This is a genomic window from Streptomyces sp. NPDC012466 (assembly GCF_042955215.1).
Lineage (GTDB): Bacteria > Actinomycetota > Actinomycetes > Streptomycetales > Streptomycetaceae > Streptomyces.
Genome location: NZ_JBIBEQ010000006.1, coordinates 413046 through 431910, shown reverse-complemented (window position 1 = coordinate 431910; position 18865 = coordinate 413046). Strand labels below are relative to the sequence as shown.

At 72.7% G+C, this 18865-nt stretch carries 19 protein-coding genes; 9 read left to right on the top strand and 10 right to left on the bottom strand.

Going from position 1 to position 18865, the window contains the following annotated elements:
* Positions 1-91 precede the first annotated feature (91 nt).
* Both ACFY9E_RS24025 and ACFY9E_RS24020 read left to right on the top strand, forming a co-directional pair.
* Positions 92-1216 carry an NADH:flavin oxidoreductase gene (locus ACFY9E_RS24025; RefSeq protein ID WP_390987396.1) on the top strand — a complete coding sequence of 375 codons (1125 nt, stop codon included), beginning with the start codon at positions 92-94 and terminating at the stop codon, positions 1214-1216.
* A 90-nt stretch (positions 1217-1306) separates the two neighbouring features.
* Positions 1307-2863: a carboxylesterase family protein gene (locus tag ACFY9E_RS24020; RefSeq protein WP_390987394.1), complete on the top strand. Its 1557-nt coding sequence runs from the start codon at positions 1307-1309 to the stop codon at positions 2861-2863.
* 10 nt (positions 2864-2873) lie between these two features.
* On the opposite strand, the gene ACFY9E_RS24015 is transcribed toward ACFY9E_RS24020, so the two are convergent.
* From ACFY9E_RS24015 to ACFY9E_RS24005, 3 genes are read right to left on the bottom strand one after another with little or no spacing between them, the layout of a single operon-like run.
* Positions 2874-3443, bottom strand: a complete 570-nt coding sequence (locus ACFY9E_RS24015; protein WP_390987393.1) for a hypothetical protein — start codon at positions 3441-3443, stop codon at positions 2874-2876.
* A 14-nt stretch (positions 3444-3457) separates the two neighbouring features.
* The gene (locus tag ACFY9E_RS24010) at positions 3458-3601 is read right to left on the bottom strand and encodes a hypothetical protein (RefSeq protein WP_390987391.1); all 144 of its coding nucleotides are present in this window, start codon (positions 3599-3601) and stop codon (positions 3458-3460) included.
* 25 nt (positions 3602-3626) lie between these two features.
* Complete coding sequence (locus ACFY9E_RS24005) at positions 3627-4433, bottom strand: hypothetical protein (RefSeq protein WP_390987624.1); 807 nt, start codon at positions 4431-4433, stop codon at positions 3627-3629.
* A 537-nt stretch (positions 4434-4970) separates the two neighbouring features.
* Here ACFY9E_RS24005 and ACFY9E_RS24000 point away from each other — a divergent pair.
* A complete protein-coding gene (locus tag ACFY9E_RS24000) occupies positions 4971-6995 on the top strand; it encodes a hypothetical protein (RefSeq protein ID WP_390987390.1) in 2025 nt (674 codons plus the stop codon).
* A 4-nt stretch (positions 6996-6999) separates the two neighbouring features.
* Here the strand turns inward: ACFY9E_RS24000 and murQ are convergent, their stop codons facing one another.
* Together murQ and ACFY9E_RS23990 are read right to left on the bottom strand one after the other, a co-directional pair.
* Positions 7000-7932, bottom strand: a complete 933-nt coding sequence (murQ, locus tag ACFY9E_RS23995) for an N-acetylmuramic acid 6-phosphate etherase (protein ID WP_390987388.1) — start codon at positions 7930-7932, stop codon at positions 7000-7002.
* A 61-nt stretch (positions 7933-7993) separates the two neighbouring features.
* Positions 7994-8929: an SIS domain-containing protein gene (locus ACFY9E_RS23990; protein WP_390987387.1), complete on the bottom strand. Its 936-nt coding sequence runs from the start codon at positions 8927-8929 to the stop codon at positions 7994-7996.
* Positions 8930-8984: 55 nt separating this feature from the next.
* Here ACFY9E_RS23990 and ACFY9E_RS23985 point away from each other — a divergent pair, with 55 nt between their 5' ends.
* Together ACFY9E_RS23985 and ACFY9E_RS23980 are read left to right on the top strand one after the other, a co-directional pair.
* Positions 8985-9368 carry a hypothetical protein gene (locus ACFY9E_RS23985; protein ID WP_390987385.1) on the top strand — a complete coding sequence of 128 codons (384 nt, stop codon included), beginning with the start codon at positions 8985-8987 and terminating at the stop codon, positions 9366-9368.
* A 7-nt stretch (positions 9369-9375) separates the two neighbouring features.
* Positions 9376-9663 carry a DUF4031 domain-containing protein gene (locus ACFY9E_RS23980; RefSeq protein ID WP_390987383.1) on the top strand — a complete coding sequence of 96 codons (288 nt, stop codon included), beginning with the start codon at positions 9376-9378 and terminating at the stop codon, positions 9661-9663.
* Here the strand turns inward: ACFY9E_RS23980 and ACFY9E_RS23975 are convergent.
* Positions 9633-10712, bottom strand: coding sequence for a GNAT family N-acetyltransferase (locus ACFY9E_RS23975; protein WP_390987381.1), 1080 nt, complete (start codon positions 10710-10712; stop codon positions 9633-9635). The genes ACFY9E_RS23980 and ACFY9E_RS23975 overlap by 31 nt on opposite strands.
* Before the next feature lie 10 nt (positions 10713-10722).
* The gene (locus ACFY9E_RS23970) at positions 10723-11385 is read right to left on the bottom strand and encodes a hypothetical protein (protein WP_390987380.1); all 663 of its coding nucleotides are present in this window, start codon (positions 11383-11385) and stop codon (positions 10723-10725) included.
* A gap of 46 nt (positions 11386-11431) precedes the next feature.
* Here ACFY9E_RS23970 and ACFY9E_RS23965 point away from each other — a divergent pair, with 46 nt between their 5' ends.
* Positions 11432-12112, top strand: a complete 681-nt coding sequence (locus ACFY9E_RS23965) for a maleylpyruvate isomerase family mycothiol-dependent enzyme (RefSeq protein ID WP_390987378.1) — start codon at positions 11432-11434, stop codon at positions 12110-12112.
* Between the two features lie 104 nt (positions 12113-12216).
* Entirely contained in the window at positions 12217-12909 is a 693-nt protein-coding gene (locus tag ACFY9E_RS23960; RefSeq protein ID WP_390987377.1) for a copper homeostasis protein CutC, read from the top strand.
* A gap of 27 nt (positions 12910-12936) precedes the next feature.
* Here the strand turns inward: ACFY9E_RS23960 and ACFY9E_RS23955 are convergent, their stop codons facing one another.
* Positions 12937-14976, bottom strand: a complete 2040-nt coding sequence (locus ACFY9E_RS23955) for a UvrD-helicase domain-containing protein (RefSeq protein ID WP_390987376.1) — start codon at positions 14974-14976, stop codon at positions 12937-12939.
* 283 nt (positions 14977-15259) lie between these two features.
* On the opposite strand from ACFY9E_RS23955, the gene ACFY9E_RS23950 reads away from it, so the two are divergent.
* Positions 15260-15448 carry a hypothetical protein gene (locus ACFY9E_RS23950; protein ID WP_351641451.1) on the top strand — a complete coding sequence of 63 codons (189 nt, stop codon included), beginning with the start codon at positions 15260-15262 and terminating at the stop codon, positions 15446-15448.
* A 19-nt stretch (positions 15449-15467) separates the two neighbouring features.
* Here ACFY9E_RS23950 and ACFY9E_RS23945 read toward each other — a convergent pair whose 3' ends face one another.
* Positions 15468-17111, bottom strand: a complete 1644-nt coding sequence (locus tag ACFY9E_RS23945) for a DNA repair helicase XPB (RefSeq protein WP_390987374.1) — start codon at positions 17109-17111, stop codon at positions 15468-15470.
* Between the two features lie 190 nt (positions 17112-17301).
* Between ACFY9E_RS23945 and istB the strand changes: the two genes are divergently transcribed.
* Positions 17302-18624, top strand: coding sequence for an IS21-like element helper ATPase IstB (gene istB / locus ACFY9E_RS23940; protein WP_390987372.1), 1323 nt, complete (start codon positions 17302-17304; stop codon positions 18622-18624).
* On the opposite strand, the gene ACFY9E_RS23935 is transcribed toward istB, so the two are convergent.
* Complete coding sequence (locus ACFY9E_RS23935; protein ID WP_390987370.1) at positions 18602-18790, bottom strand: hypothetical protein; 189 nt, start codon at positions 18788-18790, stop codon at positions 18602-18604. The two genes, istB and ACFY9E_RS23935, sit on opposite strands and share 23 nt — an antisense overlap.
* Between the last annotated feature and the right edge of the window lie 75 nt (positions 18791-18865).

Here is an 18865-nt window from a genome sequence, read left to right as displayed (position 1 = left end):
GGGCGGGATGCCGGGGCGGGGCCGGAGGGTTGAAACGTACGTCCTATGCGTATGCACATACCCTCCGGTATCCGAAAGCGAGCCCCCCCACGTGACTGTCGCCGCCTCCGCTTCCCGCGCCGCCGAAATTCTGTCCCGGCCCGTATCGCTGGGCGGCCTGACCGTTCCGAACCGGATCGCGATGGCGCCGATGACCCGCATGTTCTCCCCGGGCGGTGTGCCCGGCGAGGACGTCGTCTCGTACTACGCGCGCCGCGCCGCCGCCGGAGTCGGCCTGATCGTCACCGAGGGCACCTACGTCGGCCACGAGTCGGCCGGACAGAGCGACCGCGTGCCCCGGTTCCACGGCGACGAGCAGCTCGCCGGCTGGGCCAGGGTCGCCGAGGCGGTGCACGCCGCGGGCGGCACGATCGTGCCGCAGCTGTGGCACATCGGCATGGTCCGCAACCAGGGCGAGCCGCCGGTCGCCGACGCCCCGGCCGTCGGCCCCTCCGGCCTGCGCATCGGCGCGACGGAGCCCACCGGCAAGGCCATGACGCAGGCCGACATCGACGCCGTCATCGGCGCGTTCGCCGAAGCCGCGGCCGCCGCCGAGCGCATCGGCTTCGACGGCGTCGAGATCCACGGCGCCCACGGCTACCTGCTCGACCAGTTCCTCTGGGAGGGCACCAACCGCCGCACCGACGCCTACGGCGGCGACCGGGTGGCCCGTGCCAAGCTCTCGGAGGAGATCGTCGCGGCCGTCCGCGAGACCGTCTCCGCCGACTTCCCCGTCATCTTCCGCTACTCCCAGTGGAAGCAGGAGGCCTACGACGCCCGCCTCGCCGAGACGCCCGAGGAGCTTGAGGCCATCCTGACGCCGCTGGCCGCCGCCGGTGTCGACGCCTTCCACGCCTCCACCCGCCGCTACTGGGTCCCCGAGTTCGACGACTCGGACCTCAACCTGGCCGGCTGGACCAAGAAGCTCACCGGCAAGCCCGCCATCACCGTCGGCTCGGTCGGCCTGAACGGCGACTTCATCAAGGCCTTCCAGGGCCAGGGCGCCGAAGTGGGCGACCTCGACAACCTCCTCGACCGCTTCGAGCGCGACGAGTTCGACCTGGTCGCCGTCGGCCGCGCCCTGCTCCAGGACCCCGAGTGGGCCCGCAAGGTGCTCGACGGCCGCTTCGAGGACCTCGCGCCGTACAACCCGGCGTCGCTCAAGACCCTCAGCTGACCCCGCCTCCCGAAGGGCCCTGGATCTGCTTGCGTCAGTCAAGGACACTGACCTGACGCCTGTTCACTCGCGGTTCGTGAGGAGATCCAGATGACGACGACCGAGTCCCGCCCCCCGGCGGACGGCCCTTCCGAGCAGCCCGGACCGGTGGTGCGCACCACCGCCGGTGCCGTCCGGGGGCGCAGGGAGGCGGGGCTCGCGGTCTTCCGTGGCATCCCGTTCGCCGCGCCCCCGGTGGGTGAGGCCCGCTTCATGGCCCCGCGCCCCGCCGACGCCTGGGACGGCATACGGGACGCGTACGCCTTCGGCCCGCCGCCCCCGCAGGATCTCGGCAGTCTGGGCGGCCCGGGCCTGATCGAGGTGCCCGAGGGCGACGAATGGCTCACGGTCAACGTCTGGACACCCGAGCCCGACCCGGGCGCCCACCGGCCGGTGATGGTGTGGATCTACGGCGGCGCCTACAAGCTCGGCCACTCCGGCAGCCCCGGCTACGACGCCCGGCACATCGCCGCCGACGGCGACGTGGTGGTCGTGTCCCTCAACTACCGCCTGGGCATGGAGGGTTTCGCGTCCATCGAGGGCGCGCCCGCCAACCGAGGGCTGCTCGACCAGGTGGCCGCCCTGGAGTGGGTGCGGGACAACATCGAATCCTTCGGCGGCGACCCCGGCCAGGTCACGGTCTTCGGGGAGTCCGCGGGAGCCGGTTCGGTCGCCTCGCTGCTCTCCATGCCGCGCGCGACCGGCCTGTTCCGGCGGGCGATAGCCCAGAGCGTGCCGGGGACGTTCTTCTCCGACGCGCTGGCCCGGGACATCGGTGCCGCCCTCGCCGCCGAGCTGGGTCTGCGCCCCACGGCCGCCGACCTCTCGACGATCGATCCGCGCCGGCTGACGTCGGCCGGGGAGACGCTGAGCGCCAAGATGCTCCAGCGCGTCGACCGCTGGGGCCGGGCGGCGCCCACGGTCACCCCCTTCTCCCCGGTGGTCGACGGCGAGATCCTGCCGACGACCCCGTGGCAGGCGCTGGCGTCCGGTTCGGCGAAGGACGTCGACCTCCTCGTCGGCCACAACCGCGACGAGTACCGCCTCTTCATCGCCATGGCGGGCCGACTCGGCCGGATCACCGAAGAAAGGGCGGCCTCGGCCCTCCGCCTCTTCGCTCCCGGACCCGACGGCGAACAGGCCTACCGCACGGCCTTCCCCGACGCCTCCCCGGGCGAGCTCTACGAACGCGTCCAGACGGACTGGCTGTTCAACATGCCCTCGCTGCACCTGGCCGAGGCCCAGCGCGCCGGCGGCGGCAGCGCGCACGTCTACGAACTGACCTGGCCGGCCCCGGGCAACGGCGGCGCGCTCGGCGCCTGCCACGGCCTGGACATCCCGCTGCTGTTCGGCACGTACGGGGCGGACCTGGGGCTGCTGCTGTTCGCGGGCGTGGAGCCGTCCGCCGAGGCCGAGGCGCTGTCGTCCCGCTTCCGCTCGTCCTGGACGTCCTTCGCGAGGACGGGGGACCCGGGCTGGCCGGCGTACGACGACGCGCGGCGGCTGGTGCAGGTGCTGGACGCGGAGCCGGTGGTCACGGCCTATCCGGAGGAACGGTCGCGGCGCCTGTGGGAGGGGCACGAGTTCCGCCCGCTGCCGCTGCTGTGATCCCTGGTGGTCAGAGGTTGCCCATGGGCTCGATGTCCACCTTCACCGGCGTCCCCCACACCCGCAGCACCTCGTAGTCGGTGAACTCGTGCACCAGCCGGTACGCCATGGCGGCCCGGGGGGCCTTGCGCTGGGCGGCGATGAACAGCTCGGCCTCACGCCGGTCCCGGCGCGGGGTGCCGCACAGCTGCCAGGTCTGGCCGTTCCACAGCTCCGCCAGCCAGCGCTGCTGGGGCTGGGGGCGGTCGCCGCGTACGCCGTAGCGGGACTGGACGGGTTCGGTGGGCTGGTACTGGGGGGCGGGGCCGTTGAACTCGTTCCGGCGGGCCGCCCTGCGCCGGGTCTCGCACAGCAGGCACCGGTCAGGGGCGCTCTCGTCGACCGGGCCGGTGGGGTGTTCCGGGCAGCGCGTGGTGGGCGCCGCGGTCGTGACGCTGTCCTCCAGCAGGTCCAGGGCACGCTTCAGGTCGGCCTTGATCTCGTGCAGTTTGGCGTCCGGGGTGTCGGAGCCGAGGGCTTCCCCGTGCTCACCGAGAAGACGGAGGGCACGGCCTAGGGCGGTGAGCTGGGCGTGGTTCATGATGCCCATTGTCCTCAGCCGGCGTAGTCCGTGAGTTTCTCGGTGTCCAGGGTGATGTTCACGGGGGCGGGCAGCTCGACGATGGCCCCCCAAGCGTGCGGGGAGATCCGCTGGTAGCGGCCGTCTTCCGGTTGTCGGTCAGGGGTACCAGGGGCCATGGTGGTGCCTCCTCCCTTCCAGCCGTCATGTGTGTGCCTTCTCATGCCGTCGTCGGGACATCGCGGTGCGGATCCCGGCCGCGTGGGCGTGGACCGTGGGGGCGGACAGGGGTGCGGGGGGTTGCGCGGGGGCAGGTTCGCCCCGGCAGGCGCTGCAACGACCCCCTGGCAGGGTTTCCGGACGCCCCGGCGCGCCGCAGTTCGCGCACTCCAGGACCCGTAGGGGTGAGCGTGGGGCGGGCGGCGCCGGGATTTTGCTGGTCAGGCGGGTGCGGACCAGGGCGGCGGGGTGGTGGACGGGGGTCGGCAGGCCGGCTGTGAGCGCACGCAGTACGTCGTCCTCCGAGGCGCCCCGCGCGAACCACTCCGCCACGAGGGGGGCGAGGGTCGCGCAGTCCGCCTCGGAGAGGGACAGGACGGGGGCTGTGCGGCCGAGGGCGGCGAGGAGGATGTGGGCACGGGAGCGGGTGGGGCGCGCTGCCTGCCGCGGTACGTCGCCGCGGGTGAAGGCGGCCCACCAGTCGTCGTCCCGGGCGGTGCGGGTGAACCACGTTCGGGTGATCCAGCGGGAGCTTCCGTCGTCGGCGGTTACGCACTCCCGGCCACGCCGTAGATGCCCCGCCTGCTGGATGCGGTTGAGGGCGGTGCCGAGGGCGCACTGTCCGTACGGGAGCTGTTTGGCCAGCGTCTTCACGGAGATGTCGGCGCCGTCGGGGAGCCGGTCGAGGTAGGTGGCGATGGCGGCTTCGCGGGGTGGGAGGTGGGCGAAGTCTTGCTTCGTGCGGGGGAGTTGGTCGGGGGTGGAGCGCTTGCCGTAACCCGGGCTCGCCATGGGGTGCGTGGACGGGTAGGCAGCACTAAAGTTGGCTTCATCCATGGGATCGATTGCTCTCGATCTCGTTGGTAAGCCCCCGCAGGTGTTGGCGCACCTGGCGGGGGCTGTTGCTTTGTGCAGGGAACGTTAAGGGTAGGTGACTGTCCGTGGCAAGCCGGACGCGTCGCGTCAACTTGCCGGGTGGGAGGGTGGGTTGAGGCCCTCCACCCGTTCCTTGAAAAAGGGGCTCGAAGCCCGGGTCCCGAAGCTCAGGCCGTCTCGTCCTTGAGGTTCTCGGCGAACCGGCCCAGGCCGTGGCCCGGAACACGAGCCCGGCCTCCGCGGAGTGCGCTCGCTGCCCGTCGGGGAGACGCTGCGGGTTCGCGTCAGGCAGGTCGACCGGGGGGTCAAGTCGCGATGAAGTAATGGTGATCGGGAGGTGTACAACCTTTCACCCCTCATCACCGTCGAACTGGCGTATCGCGCGTACACCGGCGTCCGCCCCACCGCACGCCGCCCCCGGAAAACACGTCCTTCCCCAGAGAAAGTCTCTCCATGACGTTCCGTTGGCTGTGCGGTGTCCTGCGTGTGCGCGGGAAGACCGACCTTCTTCTCGTGTTCCTGTTCGCCGCCGGTTTCGCCGCCCTGCCCGTGTTCGCGCTGCTCCCGTCGCTGTGGGGCTTCGCCGCGGCCTCGGCCGTGACGTACGTCGCGGACGAGGTGCTGCACACGCGGGCCCCCGCCTTCGTGCGGCGGCTGGCCGCGCTGCAACTGACCCGCACCATGCGGTTCGCCGTGCGGGCGGTGATGCTGCTGGCCCTGGCCGACCGCATGGGCGCGCCGGATGCGGTGCTGGTGGCCGCCCTGGCGGTGTTCAGCGCTCACTTCGCGCTGGTGATGATGTACACGGCGGTGCATCACGCGATACGGAGGCGGCGCGTCCTGCCGGTCGTGGTGCGCAACCTGGACATGAGCGGGGCGGGGATCCCGGCCGCGCCGCCCGCCTTCCTCTACCGGCGGTTCCTGCGCAAGCTGTTGCATCTCGACGTGCCCGCGCACGCCGGGCTGCTCGCCGCGCTGGCGGCCGGGGCGTGGCAGCCCGCGGGGGCCGGCTTCGCCCTCACCGCCGGGCTGGCGGTCGCGGGCGTCGTGGCCCTGCTCGGGCAGCTGCGCCGGGCCCGCCGGATGCCCTCGGGGGACGAGGTCATCGCCGAGGTCAACCGTCAACTGGACCTGTACCGGCCGGAGGTGGCGCTGTACTTCAGTTTCGCGGCCGTGTCCCGGGACTTCATGTACCAGGTCAACATGTGGATCGAGACGCTGGAGCAGCTCGACCGGCGGCCGCTGATCATCCTCAGGGAGCGGGCCTCGTTCCGCTACCTCGGCCGTACGTCGATCCCCGTCGTGTGCGTGCCGAAGGCCGACGACGTGGCGCAACTGGAGCTGCCCGAGCTGCGGGTGGTGCTCTATCCGGGCAACGCGGGCAAGAACGTGCACATGCTGCGCGTCGCCGAGGCCAAGCACGTGTTCATCGGGCACGGCGACAGCGACAAGCTCGCCAGCAGCAACCGGGTGAGCAAGGTGTACGACGAGATCTGGGTGGCCGGGCGCGCCGGGCGCGACCGTTACCAGCGGGTGCGGCACGCCATCAGCGACTCGGCGATCGTCGAGGTGGGCCGCCCGCAGCTGTCGTCGATCCGGCTGCACAGCGACCACGTGCCGGGGCCGCTGCCGACCGTGCTGTACGCGCCGACCTGGGAGGGCTGGAGCGACGACGACTGCCACACGTCGCTGATCCCGATGGGCGTGACGCTCGTCGAGAAGCTGCTCGCCGAGAACGTCCGGGTCCTCTACAAGCCGCACCCGCTCACCGGCAAGCGTTCCCGCGCCGCGGCCGAGGCGGACCGGGCGATCCGGGAGCTGCTGCGCGCCGGCAACGAGCAGCGGGGTGCCCAGGAGGCCGAGGCCGCGATCGCCGCCGTCCGGCCGCGGCTCGCCGAGATCCAGGCCCGGCTCGGCGAACTGTCCGGGCGGCTCGCCGGCGACGACGCCCAGCAGACCAGGGAGGCGCGCCTGTCCGGCCTGGAGGGGGACGCCGAGTGGCACGCACTGCGCGCCGAGTGGCACCGGTTGTTCTGGGAGAGCCGGGGCCCGCTCGGGCACCAGGTGATCGTCAGGCAACTGCCCACGCTGTACGAGTGCTTCGACCAGGCCGACATCCTCGTCAGCGACGTGTCGTCCGTGGTGGCGGACTTCGTGGCGAGCCTCAAGCCGTACGTGCTGACCAACGCGAACGACCTGCCGGACGAGGACTTCCGGGCCGCCTACACCACGGCCGGGGGCGCCTACCTCCTCGACCGGGACTGCGCCCGGCTGCCGGAGATCCTCCGCTCGGTGCGCGAGCCGGCGCACGACCCGATGGCACCCGAGCGCCGGGTCCTGAAGGAGTACGTCCTGGGCCCGGACCGCCCCACTTCCATGGAGCGCTTCAACACGGCGGTCAACACCCTGGCCGAGAAGGCGACGGCGGAACAGGCCGAGCGGTTCGGGGACGAACAGCGGGTGGTCGTGGTGGCGTGACGGCTCAGCCGCTCGCCGCCAGGGCCGCCCGCAGGTGGCCGTCCGACTCGGCCAGGAGTCTGGCCGCCGTCGGGCCGTCCACACCGGCCAGGAGGGTCAGGATCGCGTTCTTCACCTCGCCGTCCGTGGCGGTGAGGGCCTCCTCGATCTCCTTGTCCTCGGCGCCCGTGGCCAGGGCGACGATGCGGTGGGAGCGGGCGCGGAGCTTGTCGTTCGAGGCGCGGACGTCGACCATCAGGTTCCCGTAGGTCTTGCCCAGCCGGATCATCGTGATCGTCGACAGCATGTTGAGGACGAGCTTCTGGGCCGTGCCGGCCTTCAGGCGGGTGGAGCCGGTCAGCAGTTCGGGGCCCACGACGATCTCGATGCCGTGGTCGGCGGCGGCGGCGAGCGGGCTGCCGGCGTTGCAGGCGAGGCCGATGGTGAGGGAGCGGCGGGCGCGGGCGTGCTCGACCGCGCCGATGGCGTACGGGGTGCGGCCGGAGGCGGAGATGCCGACCACCGTGTCGTCGGGGGTCAGGGCGAGGGGCTCCAGGTCCGCCCGGGCCAGCTCCCGGGAGTCCTCGGCACCCTCGACCGAGGTGACCACGGCGCCCGGGCCGCCCGCGATCAGGCCGACGACCCGGGAGGGGTCGGTGTTGAAGGTGGGCGGGCACTCGGAGGCGTCCAGGACGCCCATCCGGCCCGCCGTGCCGGCGCCCGCGTAGACCAGGCGGCCGCCGCGGGCCATCCGCTCGGCGACGGCGTCGATCGCGGCGGCGATCCGGGGCAGCCGGGCCGCGACCGCCCCGGCCACCGTGGCGTCCTCGCCGTTCATCAGCCGCGCGATGTCGAGGGTGGGCAGCCGGTCGATCTCCGCGAGTTCCGGCCGGAAGGCCTCGGTGGTCAGGGACTCCAGCGCGGTCCTGAGGTCACGGGGGTCGGAGGTGGAGGTCATGAACGGCTCTTTCCGTGTCTTTCCGGTGCTGGTGGTGCTGGTGCGGGGCGGGGCGGCCGACTCAGGAACGGTGCCGGTGGGCCAGCGCCTCGTACGACGCCGACAGCGCCGGCGCCGCCGTCTCGTACGTCCGCTGCGCCACCCCCACGAACAGGCAGTCCACCACGAGGAGCTGTCCGGTCCGGGACGACATGGCCGCGGGACGCAGCTCACTCTCGCGGGCGGTGGAGGTGGTCAGGACGTGGTCGGCGTACTGCGTGACGGGGCCGGTCGGGCGGCCGGTGATCGCCACGGTCGTCGCGCCGCGCTCGAAGGCGACCCGCAGCGGTTCGATGACGTCGCCGGTCGACCCGGAGTGCGTGACGGCGATCGCGACATCGCCCGCGCGCAGTTGCACGGCGTTGGTGACGGCGAGGTGCGGGTCGCTGTGGGCGTGCGCCAGCAGCCCTATGCGCAGCAGCTTCTGTGTGAGGTCCTGGGCGACCAGGCCGGACGCGCCGACGCCGTACACATCGGTGCGACGGGCCGTGGTCAGCGCGGAGACGGCCGCGGCCAGTTGGACGGTGTCGAGGCCGGCGGCCGTGTCGGCGAGGGTCTGCTGCTCGTCGTAGGCGAGCTTGGCGACCACGTCGGCGATCGGGTCGTCCACCGCGATGTCCGTCGTGATGGCCGGGGCGCGGCCCGACTGCTGCTGCGCGGCGAGGCCGGCGAGGGCCAGGCGCAGATCCCGGTAACCCGGATAGCCCAGCAGGCGGGCGGTGCGTACGACGGTCGCCTCACTGGTGCCGGTGAGTTCGGCGAGACCGGTGACCGTGAGGGCCGCGCAGCCGGCCGGGTCGCCCGCAACGGCCTCGGCGACGCGCTGCATGGAACGCGTCATCGAGGGTCCCAGCGTGCGGACCTTGGCCGCGAGGGCGGCCGGGGCGGGCGGGGTGGCGCTCGCTCCGGGGGGCCCGCCGCGCTCGCTCGCGAAAATTTCCTTCACGTCTCGGGTCACCCATGAAAGATATTTTCGGCTCGGCGCCGGGGTCAAGAGTGCGCACAATGGGTGCATGGACCCCATCAGCCCACTGGAGCAGGCGCTGCACGCCGCGCGCGCCCTCGTGCTGGCCGACCTCGTCGCCGGACGTGTCGCCGAGGCGGACGTCGTCTCCCTGGTCGAGGACTCCGTCACGCAGCGGCGATGGTGGATCGAGCAGTGGCCCGAGGGCGCGCGGTACGTGGCCGGCCTGGTCGCGCAGGACGTCCAGGACGCCCTGCTGGACCGGTACGGCCGCTGGCCGCTGTGCCCGGTGTGCGGCACCGGCGAGCCGCACGCGCTGGACGTGGAACCGGAGTTGGGGCCCGACCCGCACTGGGTGTGCAGCGAGGCGGGCGTGAAGGTCGCCGCCGTGGGAGCGCTGGGCGAGGCCATCGGCGGGACGGCGTCCTCGTGAGGCCCGCGTGACGATCTACATCGACCCGCCGACCTGGCCCGGCCACGGCCGCATGTGGTCCCACCTCGTCAGCGACGTCTCCTACGACGAACTGCACACCTTCGCCGCCCGCCTCGGCGTCCCCCGCCGGGCCTTCGAACGCGACCACTACGACATCCCCGCCCAGCGGTACGCCGACGCGGTGGAGGCGGGGGCCGTGGAGGTCAGCAGCCGCGAGGTGGTGCGGCTGCTGCACGGGGCGGGGCTGCGGCGGCCCAAGGGGCGCTATCCCACGCGGGGTTCGCGCAGCTCGTAGGTCAGGTGCTCGGGGTCCTCGGCGACCTGGGTGAAGCCGGCCCGCGCGAGCACGTTCTGCGACGGCAGGTTGTCCCGCTCGACGTTCGCGACCACGGTCCGCACCTCGTCCCGGCCCAGCGCCCAGGCCGACAGCGCACGCAGCGCCTCGGTGGCGTAGCCGTGGCCGCGGGCCCCCTCGACCAGGTCGTAGCCGACCTCGACCCGTCCTGTCCCGTCCGGGACGCTGTGGAAGCCCATGGCGCCGATCGCGCGGCCGTCCTCGCGCCGGACGAGCACGTACATGCCCCACTCCGGCCGGTGGACCCCGTCCTCGTACTGCTTGTACACCAGCCCGGCGCCGACCCGGGTGCCCTCGATCGGGCCGCCCTCGATCCACGCGAAGCCGCCGTCGCCGACCGTGGACAGATCGGTGGCCGCCGCCGGAGTGACGCCCTGGAGGGTGAGCCGCTCGGCGTCGATCACCAGGTTGTTGTTCCAGCGCCACTGGGTGACCGGCGCCCGGCCGGGCAGCTCACCGCGGCCCGTCGCCCACAGCAGGGTCGACCACGGGGTGGGTCCCGGCTGCACGTACGGGAAGATCCGGGTGAGCACGAAGTCGCACAGCTCGGGCGCCGGTTCGTACGACAGACCCAGCCCCTCGGAGATGTCGTGCGTGTGCAGCAGCACCTCGGCCACGCCCATCGCGGCGAACCCCTCACGGTTCGCGCTGCGGAACGGGTACGGATGGAAGGCCCGCACCTCGCGCGGGGCGGTGCGGATCGCGGCGGCGAACAGGGCGCCCATCGTGCTGATCACCCGCAACGCGCCCGCGTTGCCGGCCCCCTCCTCCAGCGACAGCTCGAACGGCGTGTACGCGTCCTGCTCCCGCCCGGCCAGCTGTCCCGCGTAAGCGATGAGGTCCTCGGCGATGTGCACCGCCGTCTCCCGGCAGTCCCACTCCAGCCGTCCGGCCCGTACGCCTTCCCAATCCCGGTCGGTGACCGCCCCCAGCAGGCCCACGCACTCGGCGACGGCCTGCTCCACCTGTTCCGCTCCCGTTGTCCACATGGTGGGCAGGCTACGAGGGGCCGGGGGCCGGAAGCGACAGCATTTCCAGCTCGGCGGTCAGGTTGTAGCGGGCCGTCGCCTCCCACTCACTTGCTCCGTACGACGTCCTGAAGAGGCGCGGGAGGTCCAGGAGTTGGCGCAGGACCGCGGCGCGGCCGGTGCGGAAGGCGTCGTTGGGGACGAAGTGGTACTCCTCGCGGACGGCCGTCGTGTACGCGGCGTACGCCGACGGGGGCGAGGCGAGGATCGCGAGGTCGGCGTCGCACAGGACCTGGCCGTCGGGGTCGTCGTCGGCCGGGTCGTGCGTGACGGTGAGCCGGACCAGGCTGGCCACCTCGTCGGTCTTCGCGTCGGGAAGCCCGGCTTCCGCGAGGGCGCGTTCGGCGAGGCGGGCGGAACGCTCCTCGTTCTCGGAGCGGTCGGGCAGGTAGACGGCGTCGTGGAACCAGGCGGCCAGCCGGACCACGTCCGGGTCGCGCGCGTACCGTTCCAGCACGTCGACGCGGTCGAGGACCGCCGTGAGGTGCTCGACCGTGTGGTAGCGCCGCTGGGGCTCCTGCCAGCGGGTGAGCAGGTTGTCGGCGTACGGCGCCGGGTCCGGGCCGTCGGCCGGGCCCCGGGCCGCCTCCAGGGTGCGGGCGAAACGGGTGCGCAGGGAGTCGAGATCGGCCATGGGGGCATTCTCCCGCCGAGCGGGGTCGGGCACCTAGCGTAGGGGCATGACGACTCCTGCTGATGTGCATGACGTACGGGACCCCGAGCAGCCCGGGCGGCTGCTGACGATCGAGCGTGACGCGCTGATCCCGCTGCTGCGGGGCCGGAGCGGGGAGGACTTCGCGCTGCCCGTCGCCGCGTGTCCGGGCTGGACGGTGCGGGACGTGCTGGCCCACTGCTCGGCCGCGCTGTCGCGGGCGGTGGAGGGCCGGTTCGAGCCGGGCGTGTTCTCGCCCGAGTCCAACGACCGGGACATCGCCGAGCGGTCCGGCTGGAGTAACGCGCGGATCGTGGACGAACTGGAGCGCGGGATGACCGAGGCGGGGCCCGTGATCGCCGGGGCGGGCGGGAAGCTGGACGTCCTCGCCCTGGGCGAGTGGGTGCACGCCGGTGACGTGCGCGAGGCCTTCGGCGAGCCGGGCGCGTACGGCGGGGCCGGTTTGCCGGACGCGCTCGCGCTCCTCGCCCGGATCACCCGTGAGCGGGGGCACGTGCCGCTGCACGCCGACCTCGACGACCTGGACGAGCCGCTGCGGCTCGGGGAGGGCGGCGGGGAGCGGCCCCCGGGCCGTTTCATCGGGGACGGGCCGACCCTCGTACGGCTGTACACGGGGCGGCCGGTCGACGGGGTGCCGGCGTTCGAGCTGGCCGGGGTGGAGGCGAAGGAGCTGAACATCTTCGGCTGATGCACGGCTTGAGGGGCTTGGGATTCCGCGGGAGTGGGCAGCGTAGTCTTTGATTGGACTAGACCTGTTGTCGAACGTCGACGCCCATCCGACGAAGGGGCCCCATGAGCAAGCGTGCAGTCCTGGAGGTGATCGCCCTCGGCGTCGAGGACGCGGTCGCCGCCCAGGCGGGAGGCGCGGACCGCCTCGAGCTGGTCACCGACATGGCGGCCGACGGGCTCACGCCGTCGGCCGCCACCGTCGCCGGGATCCGCCGGGCGGTCGACATCTCGCTGCGGGTGATGATCCGGCTGGCCGACGGCTTCGCGGCCGGGGACGTGGACCGGCTGGTGCGGGCGGCGGGCGAGCTGCGGGAGGCCGGGGCCGAGGAGTTCGTGCTGGGGTTCCTCGACGCCGGGGGTGCGGTGGACCTGACGGCCGTGGAGCGGGTCGTGGGGGTGCTGGACGGCTGCCCCTGGACCTTCCACCGGGCCATCGACCGGGCCGCCGACCGGGACGCCCTGCGCAAGCAGCTGGACGGGATGCCGGGACTCGACACGTACCTGACGGCCGGGTCGGCGGAGGGCGTCGACGACGGGTTGCCCGTGCTGCTCGCCGAGGCCGGGCGGGCCGGGGAGCCGGGGTACGAGCAGCGGCTGCTGGTCGGGGGCGGGCTGCGGCTCGATCACGTGCCGATGCTGCTGAAGGCCGGGGTCGACGGGTTTCACATCGGCGGGGCGGCTCGGCCACGGGGATGGGACGAGCCGGTGTCCTCCGGGATGGTCGCGGAGTGGCGGGCCGCGGTGGACGGTTCCTGAGGGGCACCGCGCCCGCCGGACACCCCCCTAGGCCAACTGTGCCGGCAGCGGGGCCGTGTGGGTGACCGTCAGGCCTGACACCGCCCTCGTCAGCGCCACGTACAGGCGGCGCAGGCCCGTCCGTTCGTCCGGTTCGCCGTCGACCACCGCCCGGGGCTCGTCCAGGACGACGTAGTCGTACTCCAGGCCCTTCGCGAGCGACGCGGGGACCAGGGTCAGGCGGGTGTCCCGGGTGGTCTCCTCACCGGGGCCGAGGTACGGGATCCCGGCCGCCTTCAGCGCCTCGGCGAGCTCCGGGACGCGGGCGTCCGCCGCGATCAGGCCTGTCGAGCCCTCGTGGCGCAGGGACGCGCGGCAGGCGTCGGCCACCTCCGACGCGGCGGAGACCTGCCGGATCTCGAAGTGGCCCGGGTTCTCACGGATCGACACCACCGGGGTGAGGCCCGGGGCGATGTGCGGGAGCAGCCGGGAGGCGTAGGTGATGACGTCCGTCGGGACGCGGAAACCGGCCGTCAGCTCCTCCACCAGCGCGTCCGGCTTGCCCAGGTGGGTCAGTGCCTCCTGCCAGCCGCGGGTCGCCCACGGTGTGGTGCCCTGCGCCAGGTCGCCGAGGACGGTCGCGCTGCCGGTGGTGCAGCGGCGGCCCACCGCCCGGTACTGCATGGGGGACAGGTCCTGCGCCTCGTCGAGGACGACATGACCGAGGGAGTGCGTGCGCTGGATCAGGTCGGTGGCCTCGTCGATCAGGACGGCGTCCGCCGCCGACCACTTGGCCGACTTCACGCTGCGCGCCGGCTTCGGCCAGAGGATCGCCTTCTGCTCGTCCTCGTCGAGGATCCCCTCGGCGTGCTCGGCGAGGAACTCCGCGTCCGACAGCAGCCGCAGCACCAGCTTCGCCGGGTCGACCGCCGGCCAGACCGCCTTCACCGCCGCCTTGACCGCGCCGTTGCGGGCCACCGCGTCCTGCACCCGGTCGTCCGGCGCCTCACCCGAGCGCTCCATCTGCACCAGCACGGCGTGCGCGATGCGCTGCGGCAGGGCCTCGCGGGCGGCGCCGTAGCGGATGTCGCGGTCGAGCAACTCCCGGACGATGTCCTCCAGTTCGTACGCCGGGACCCGCCAGCGGCGGGAGCCGCGCACGACCATGACCGGCTCGGTGGGCATGGTGACGTGCGAGTAGAGGGCCCGGCGCAGCACCCGCGCCAGCCGGGCGTCGCCCTTGACGACCGCGCCCGTCGCGTCGTCCGTGCCCGTGATCTCGACGTGGGACACGAGGTCGTCGACGGTGGCCTGCTGGACCGTCAACTCGCCCAGCGCGGGCAGGACCTGTTCGATGTAGTGCAGGAAGGACCGGTTCGGCCCGATGACCAGGGTGCCGGTGCGGGCGAGGCGCTCCCGGTGGGCGTAGAGGAGGTAGGCGACCCGGTGCAGACCGACGGCGGTCTTCCCGGTGCCCGGGCCCCCTTGGACGCACACCGTGCCGGAGAGGCCGGAGCGGACGATCTCGTCCTGCTCCGGCTGGATCGTCGCGACGATGTCCCGCATCGGGCCGACGCGCGGCCGCTCGATCTCCTGCTGGAGCAGCTTGCTGGTGTGGGCCGCCTCGGCGGGGTCGGACAGGTGCTCGTCCTCGTACGCCGTGAGGTCACCGCCGGTGTAGCCGAAGCGGCGGCGCAGGGCGATGTCCATCGGGTCCTTCTTGGAGGCCCGGTAGAACGGCTGCGAGACCGGGGCGCGCCAGTCGATGACCATGGGGTCGCCGTCGTGGTCGTGCACATGCCGCCGGCCGATGTAGAAGCGCTCCCCTTCCGCGCCCTCGGCCTCCTCGGCGCCGGGCGCGTGCAGGTAGTCGAGCCGGCCGAAGAACAGCGGGGTGTCGCTGAGGTCGGCCAGGGCCTTGATGCGCTCCTCGATCTGGCGGGCCAGCACCTCGGCGTTGACCCAGTTCGCGGTGACGTCGCTGATGTCGAGGGCCTCGACGTCCTCGCGCATGGCACGCAGGGCGGAACGGGACGCGCAGAGGTGGGAGCGCTCACGCGAGAGCGGGTCGTGGACGGGCGTGGACAAGGGGGTGCCTCCGGAGGGACCTGCTGAGAGTGGTCGGTGACGTGCCGGCCGGTTTCCGTCCGGTCGGCGGCGCTCCATGAGGGAGGCGGGCAAGAGCGGAGATCTTAGAGGAGCGGGGGCGGCGGCCGCCAACGGTTTTCCCGGCGACTCACCCCGCATCCCCTAGGGGACGGGCCCCTCCTCCCTGAGGGGCGGGGATCGGCCCAGGGGCGTACGTGGGCCGCCGGAAGGTTCGGTCCCGAGACCGACGCGGACTTTACGGGCCGAATCGCACCATGGAGACATGAGCGCAGCAACCATCCACCCCGCCCCGGCACCGGGCCGCCCGCCCGGCGCCACCGCCGTGGCGGGCAGCCACCGCCACCGCCTCGGCGATGCCCTGCGCGCCGTCAAGGTCTTCGCGGGCGCCGCCTTCGACGTGATCGTCCTCGGTCAGTACGGAGAGGAAGTCGGCGTGGTCCGCCGCAAGTGAGCGGACCGGCCGGGCGCCGTCAGCTCTCCGCCAGCAGCTCGTCCGCGTCCATGATCCGGTACGCGTACCCCTGCTCCGCCAGGAAGCGCTGCCGGTGCGCGGCGAAGTCCTGGTCGATGGTGTCCCGGGCGACCACCGAGTAGAAGTGCGCCTGGTGCCCGTCCGCCTTGGGGCGCAGGACCCGGCCGAGGCGCTGGGCCTCCTCCTGCCGGGAGCCGAAGGTGCCCGAGACCTGGATGGCGACCGTCGCCTCCGGCAGGTCGATCGAGAAGTTCGCGACCTTGGACACGACGAGCACGCTGATCTCGCCCTCGCGGAAGGCGTCGAAGAGCTTCTCCCGCTGCGCGTTCGACGTCTCGCCCTTGATCACGGGCGCCCCGAGGTGCTCGCCCAGTTCGTCGAGCTGGTCGATGTACTGGCCGATGACGAGGATCTGCTGCCCGGCGAAGCGGCGGACGATGGCCTCGGTGACCTTCCGCTTGGTCGCGGTCGTCGCACAGAAGCGGTACTTCTCCTCCGCCTCGGCCGTGGCGTACGCGAGCCGCTCGGAGTCGGTCAGATTGACCCGGACCTCCACGCAGTCGGCGGGCGCGATGTAGCCCTGCGCCTCGATCTCCTTCCACGGCGCGTCGAACCGCTTGGGACCGATCAGCGAGAACACGTCCGACTCGCGGCCGTCCTCCCGGACCAGGGTGGCGGTCAGTCCGAGCCGCCGCCGCGCCTGGAGGTCGGCGGTGAACTTGAAGACCGGAGCGGGCAGCAGGTGCACCTCGTCGTAGACGATCAGCCCCCAGTCCCGCGAGTCGAACAGCTCCAGGTGCGGGTAGACGCCCTTCCGCCGGGTCGTCAGCACCTGGTACGTGGCGATCGTGACGGGCCGGATCTCCTTCCGCGTCCCGCTGTACTCGCCGATCTCGTCCTCGGTGAGCGACGTCCGCTTCACCAGCTCGTGCTTCCACTGCCGGGCGGAGACGGTGTTCGTGACGAGGATGAGGGTGGTCGACTTCGCCTGGGCCATCGAACCGGCCCCGACGAGGGTCTTCCCGGCGCCGCAGGGCAGCACGACGACACCCGACCCGCCGTGCCAGAAGTTCTCCACGGCCTGCTTCTGGTACGGCCGGAGCGCCCAGCCGTCCTCGGCCAGCTCGATCTCGTGCGCCTCGCCGTCGACGTACCCGGCGAGGTCCTCGGCCGGCCAGCCCAGCTTGAGCAGCGTCTGCTTGATCTGGCCGCGCTCGGAGGGGTGCACGACGACCGTGTCCGGGTCGATCCGGGCGCCGACCAGGGGCGTGATCCGCTTCGACCGCAGGATCTCCTCCAGCACCGGGCGGTCGGTGGTGGTCAGGACCAGGCCGTGCGCCGGGTGCTTGGAGAGGGTGAGACGGCCGTAGCGGTCCATCGTCTCGGCGATGTCGACGAGCAGCGCGTGCGGCACCGGGTAGCGGCTGTACAGCACGAGCGCGTCCACGACCTGCTCGGCGTCATGGCCCGCCGCGCGGGCGTTCCACAGGCCCAGCGGGGTCACGCGGTAGGTGTGGATGTGCTCCGGCGCCCGCTCCAGTTCCGCGAACGGGGCGATGGCCCGGCGGCAGTCGTCGGCCTGCTCGTGGTCGACTTCCAGGAGCAGGGTCTTGTCGGACTGGACGATCAGCGGACCATTCACGCGCGGCACCCTTTCTGTGGCCGGAGGGCTCGGACGGCTCGACAGTGCGATGCCTCGGCCAAACGTCCAGTGTGCCTGATCGACCGCCTCGGGTGGTGTGATCTGCGCGTCCGGTCGTACTGAATGCCTATTCATCCCAACGTGTGGTGTGAATTCAGTTTTTCCGGTGCGGCCCCGAAGAATGGCGCAGGTGCAGAACCCGACGACCACCACGCTCGGATACGCCCTGTTCGCCACCCGCTGGCTCCAGGCCCCGCTGTACTTCGGGCTGGTGGCCGCCCAGGGCGTCTACGTCTACAAGTTCTTCAAGGAGCTGTGGACCTTAATCCTGATGTGCGTCAGCGGGCACGCCACCGAGACCTACGTGATGCTCGCCGTGCTCAAGCTGGTCGACGTCGTCATGATCGCCAACCTGCTGATCATGGTGATCGTCGGCGGCTACGAGACGTTCGTCTCGCGCATCGGCCTCCAGGGCCACCGTGACCAGCCGGAATGGCTCTCGCACGTCAACTCCAACGTGCTGAAGGTCAAGCTCGCCACGGCGATCGTGGGCATCTCCTCCGTGCACCTGCTCCAGATGTTCGTGGACGTCCACCACACCTCCCGGCACGCCCTGCTGTGGGGGACGGTGATCCACATGGCGTTCATCGCCTCGGCGGCGATCCTCGCCTACATGTCGGGCCCGATGGTCGCCCACACGGACCGCGGCCACGCCGACCGCTCGGGGGCCGCGCCCGCGCAGGCGCACCACGGAGGCGGGCCGCGGACGACGCCGGACCCGGAGACGGCCGCGCCGGTGGTCCCGCGGCAGCCGGGCCCGGGCGCCGACGAGGCCCCGGTGGCCGCACCGGCGTTCCCGCCGCGGCTCGATCCGGAGACCGGTGCCGAAGCCGTGACCGCTGCGGCCGTCCCGCGGCGGCCGGGCCCGGACACCGATGCCGAGGCCCGGATCCGCGCCGCCGGTTTTCCGGCGCGCAAGCTGCTGGAGGACTTCGACCAGCAGCACCCCCGGGGCTTCGACCGGGACACCGTGGCCCGCCTCGGCAAGGCGGACTTCGTCGCCGCCCGGCGCAACGTGGTCCTCGTCGGACCGCCCGGCACCGGCAAGACCCACCTGGCGATCGCCCTGGGCGTCCGTGCCTGCCAGGCCGGGCACCGCGTGCAGTTCGCGACCGCCGCCGAGTGGGCCGGCCGGCTCGCGGGCGCCCGGGCCGCCGGCCGGCTCGACGAGGAGCTGACCGCTCTCGACGATCACCCCCTCCTGATCGTCGACGAGGTCGGCTACACGCCCTTCGACGCGGCGACCGCCGGCCTGTTCTTCCGGCTCGTCGCCCACCGCTACGAGCGGGCCTCGCTGATCGTGACCAGCGACCGTCCGCTCGGCCGCTGGGACGAGGTCTTCGGCCCGTCGGCACCGGCGCTGACCGACCGCCTCGCCCATCACGCCGACCTGGTGCGGCTGGAGGGCGACAGCTACCGGACGCGCCGCGCTACCTCAGCGTGGGCAGACTGACGTTCTGCACCAGCGGGCCCTCGATGGTGACCCCCTCGGTGACCAGCGGCTCCGCACCGGCGACCGGCAGGGGCAGCGGCAGTGCGGGGGCCGCGGCGGCACAGGGCCCGGACACCCCCACGAGAGCGACGGCACAGAGGACGACGGCGGGCAGCTTGACACGCATGGGGGACGACAAGGCCTTTCACGGTCTGGGGGACGAGGAGCCCCCCGGGCCGGCCCGGGGACGCCGGAGCCGGCC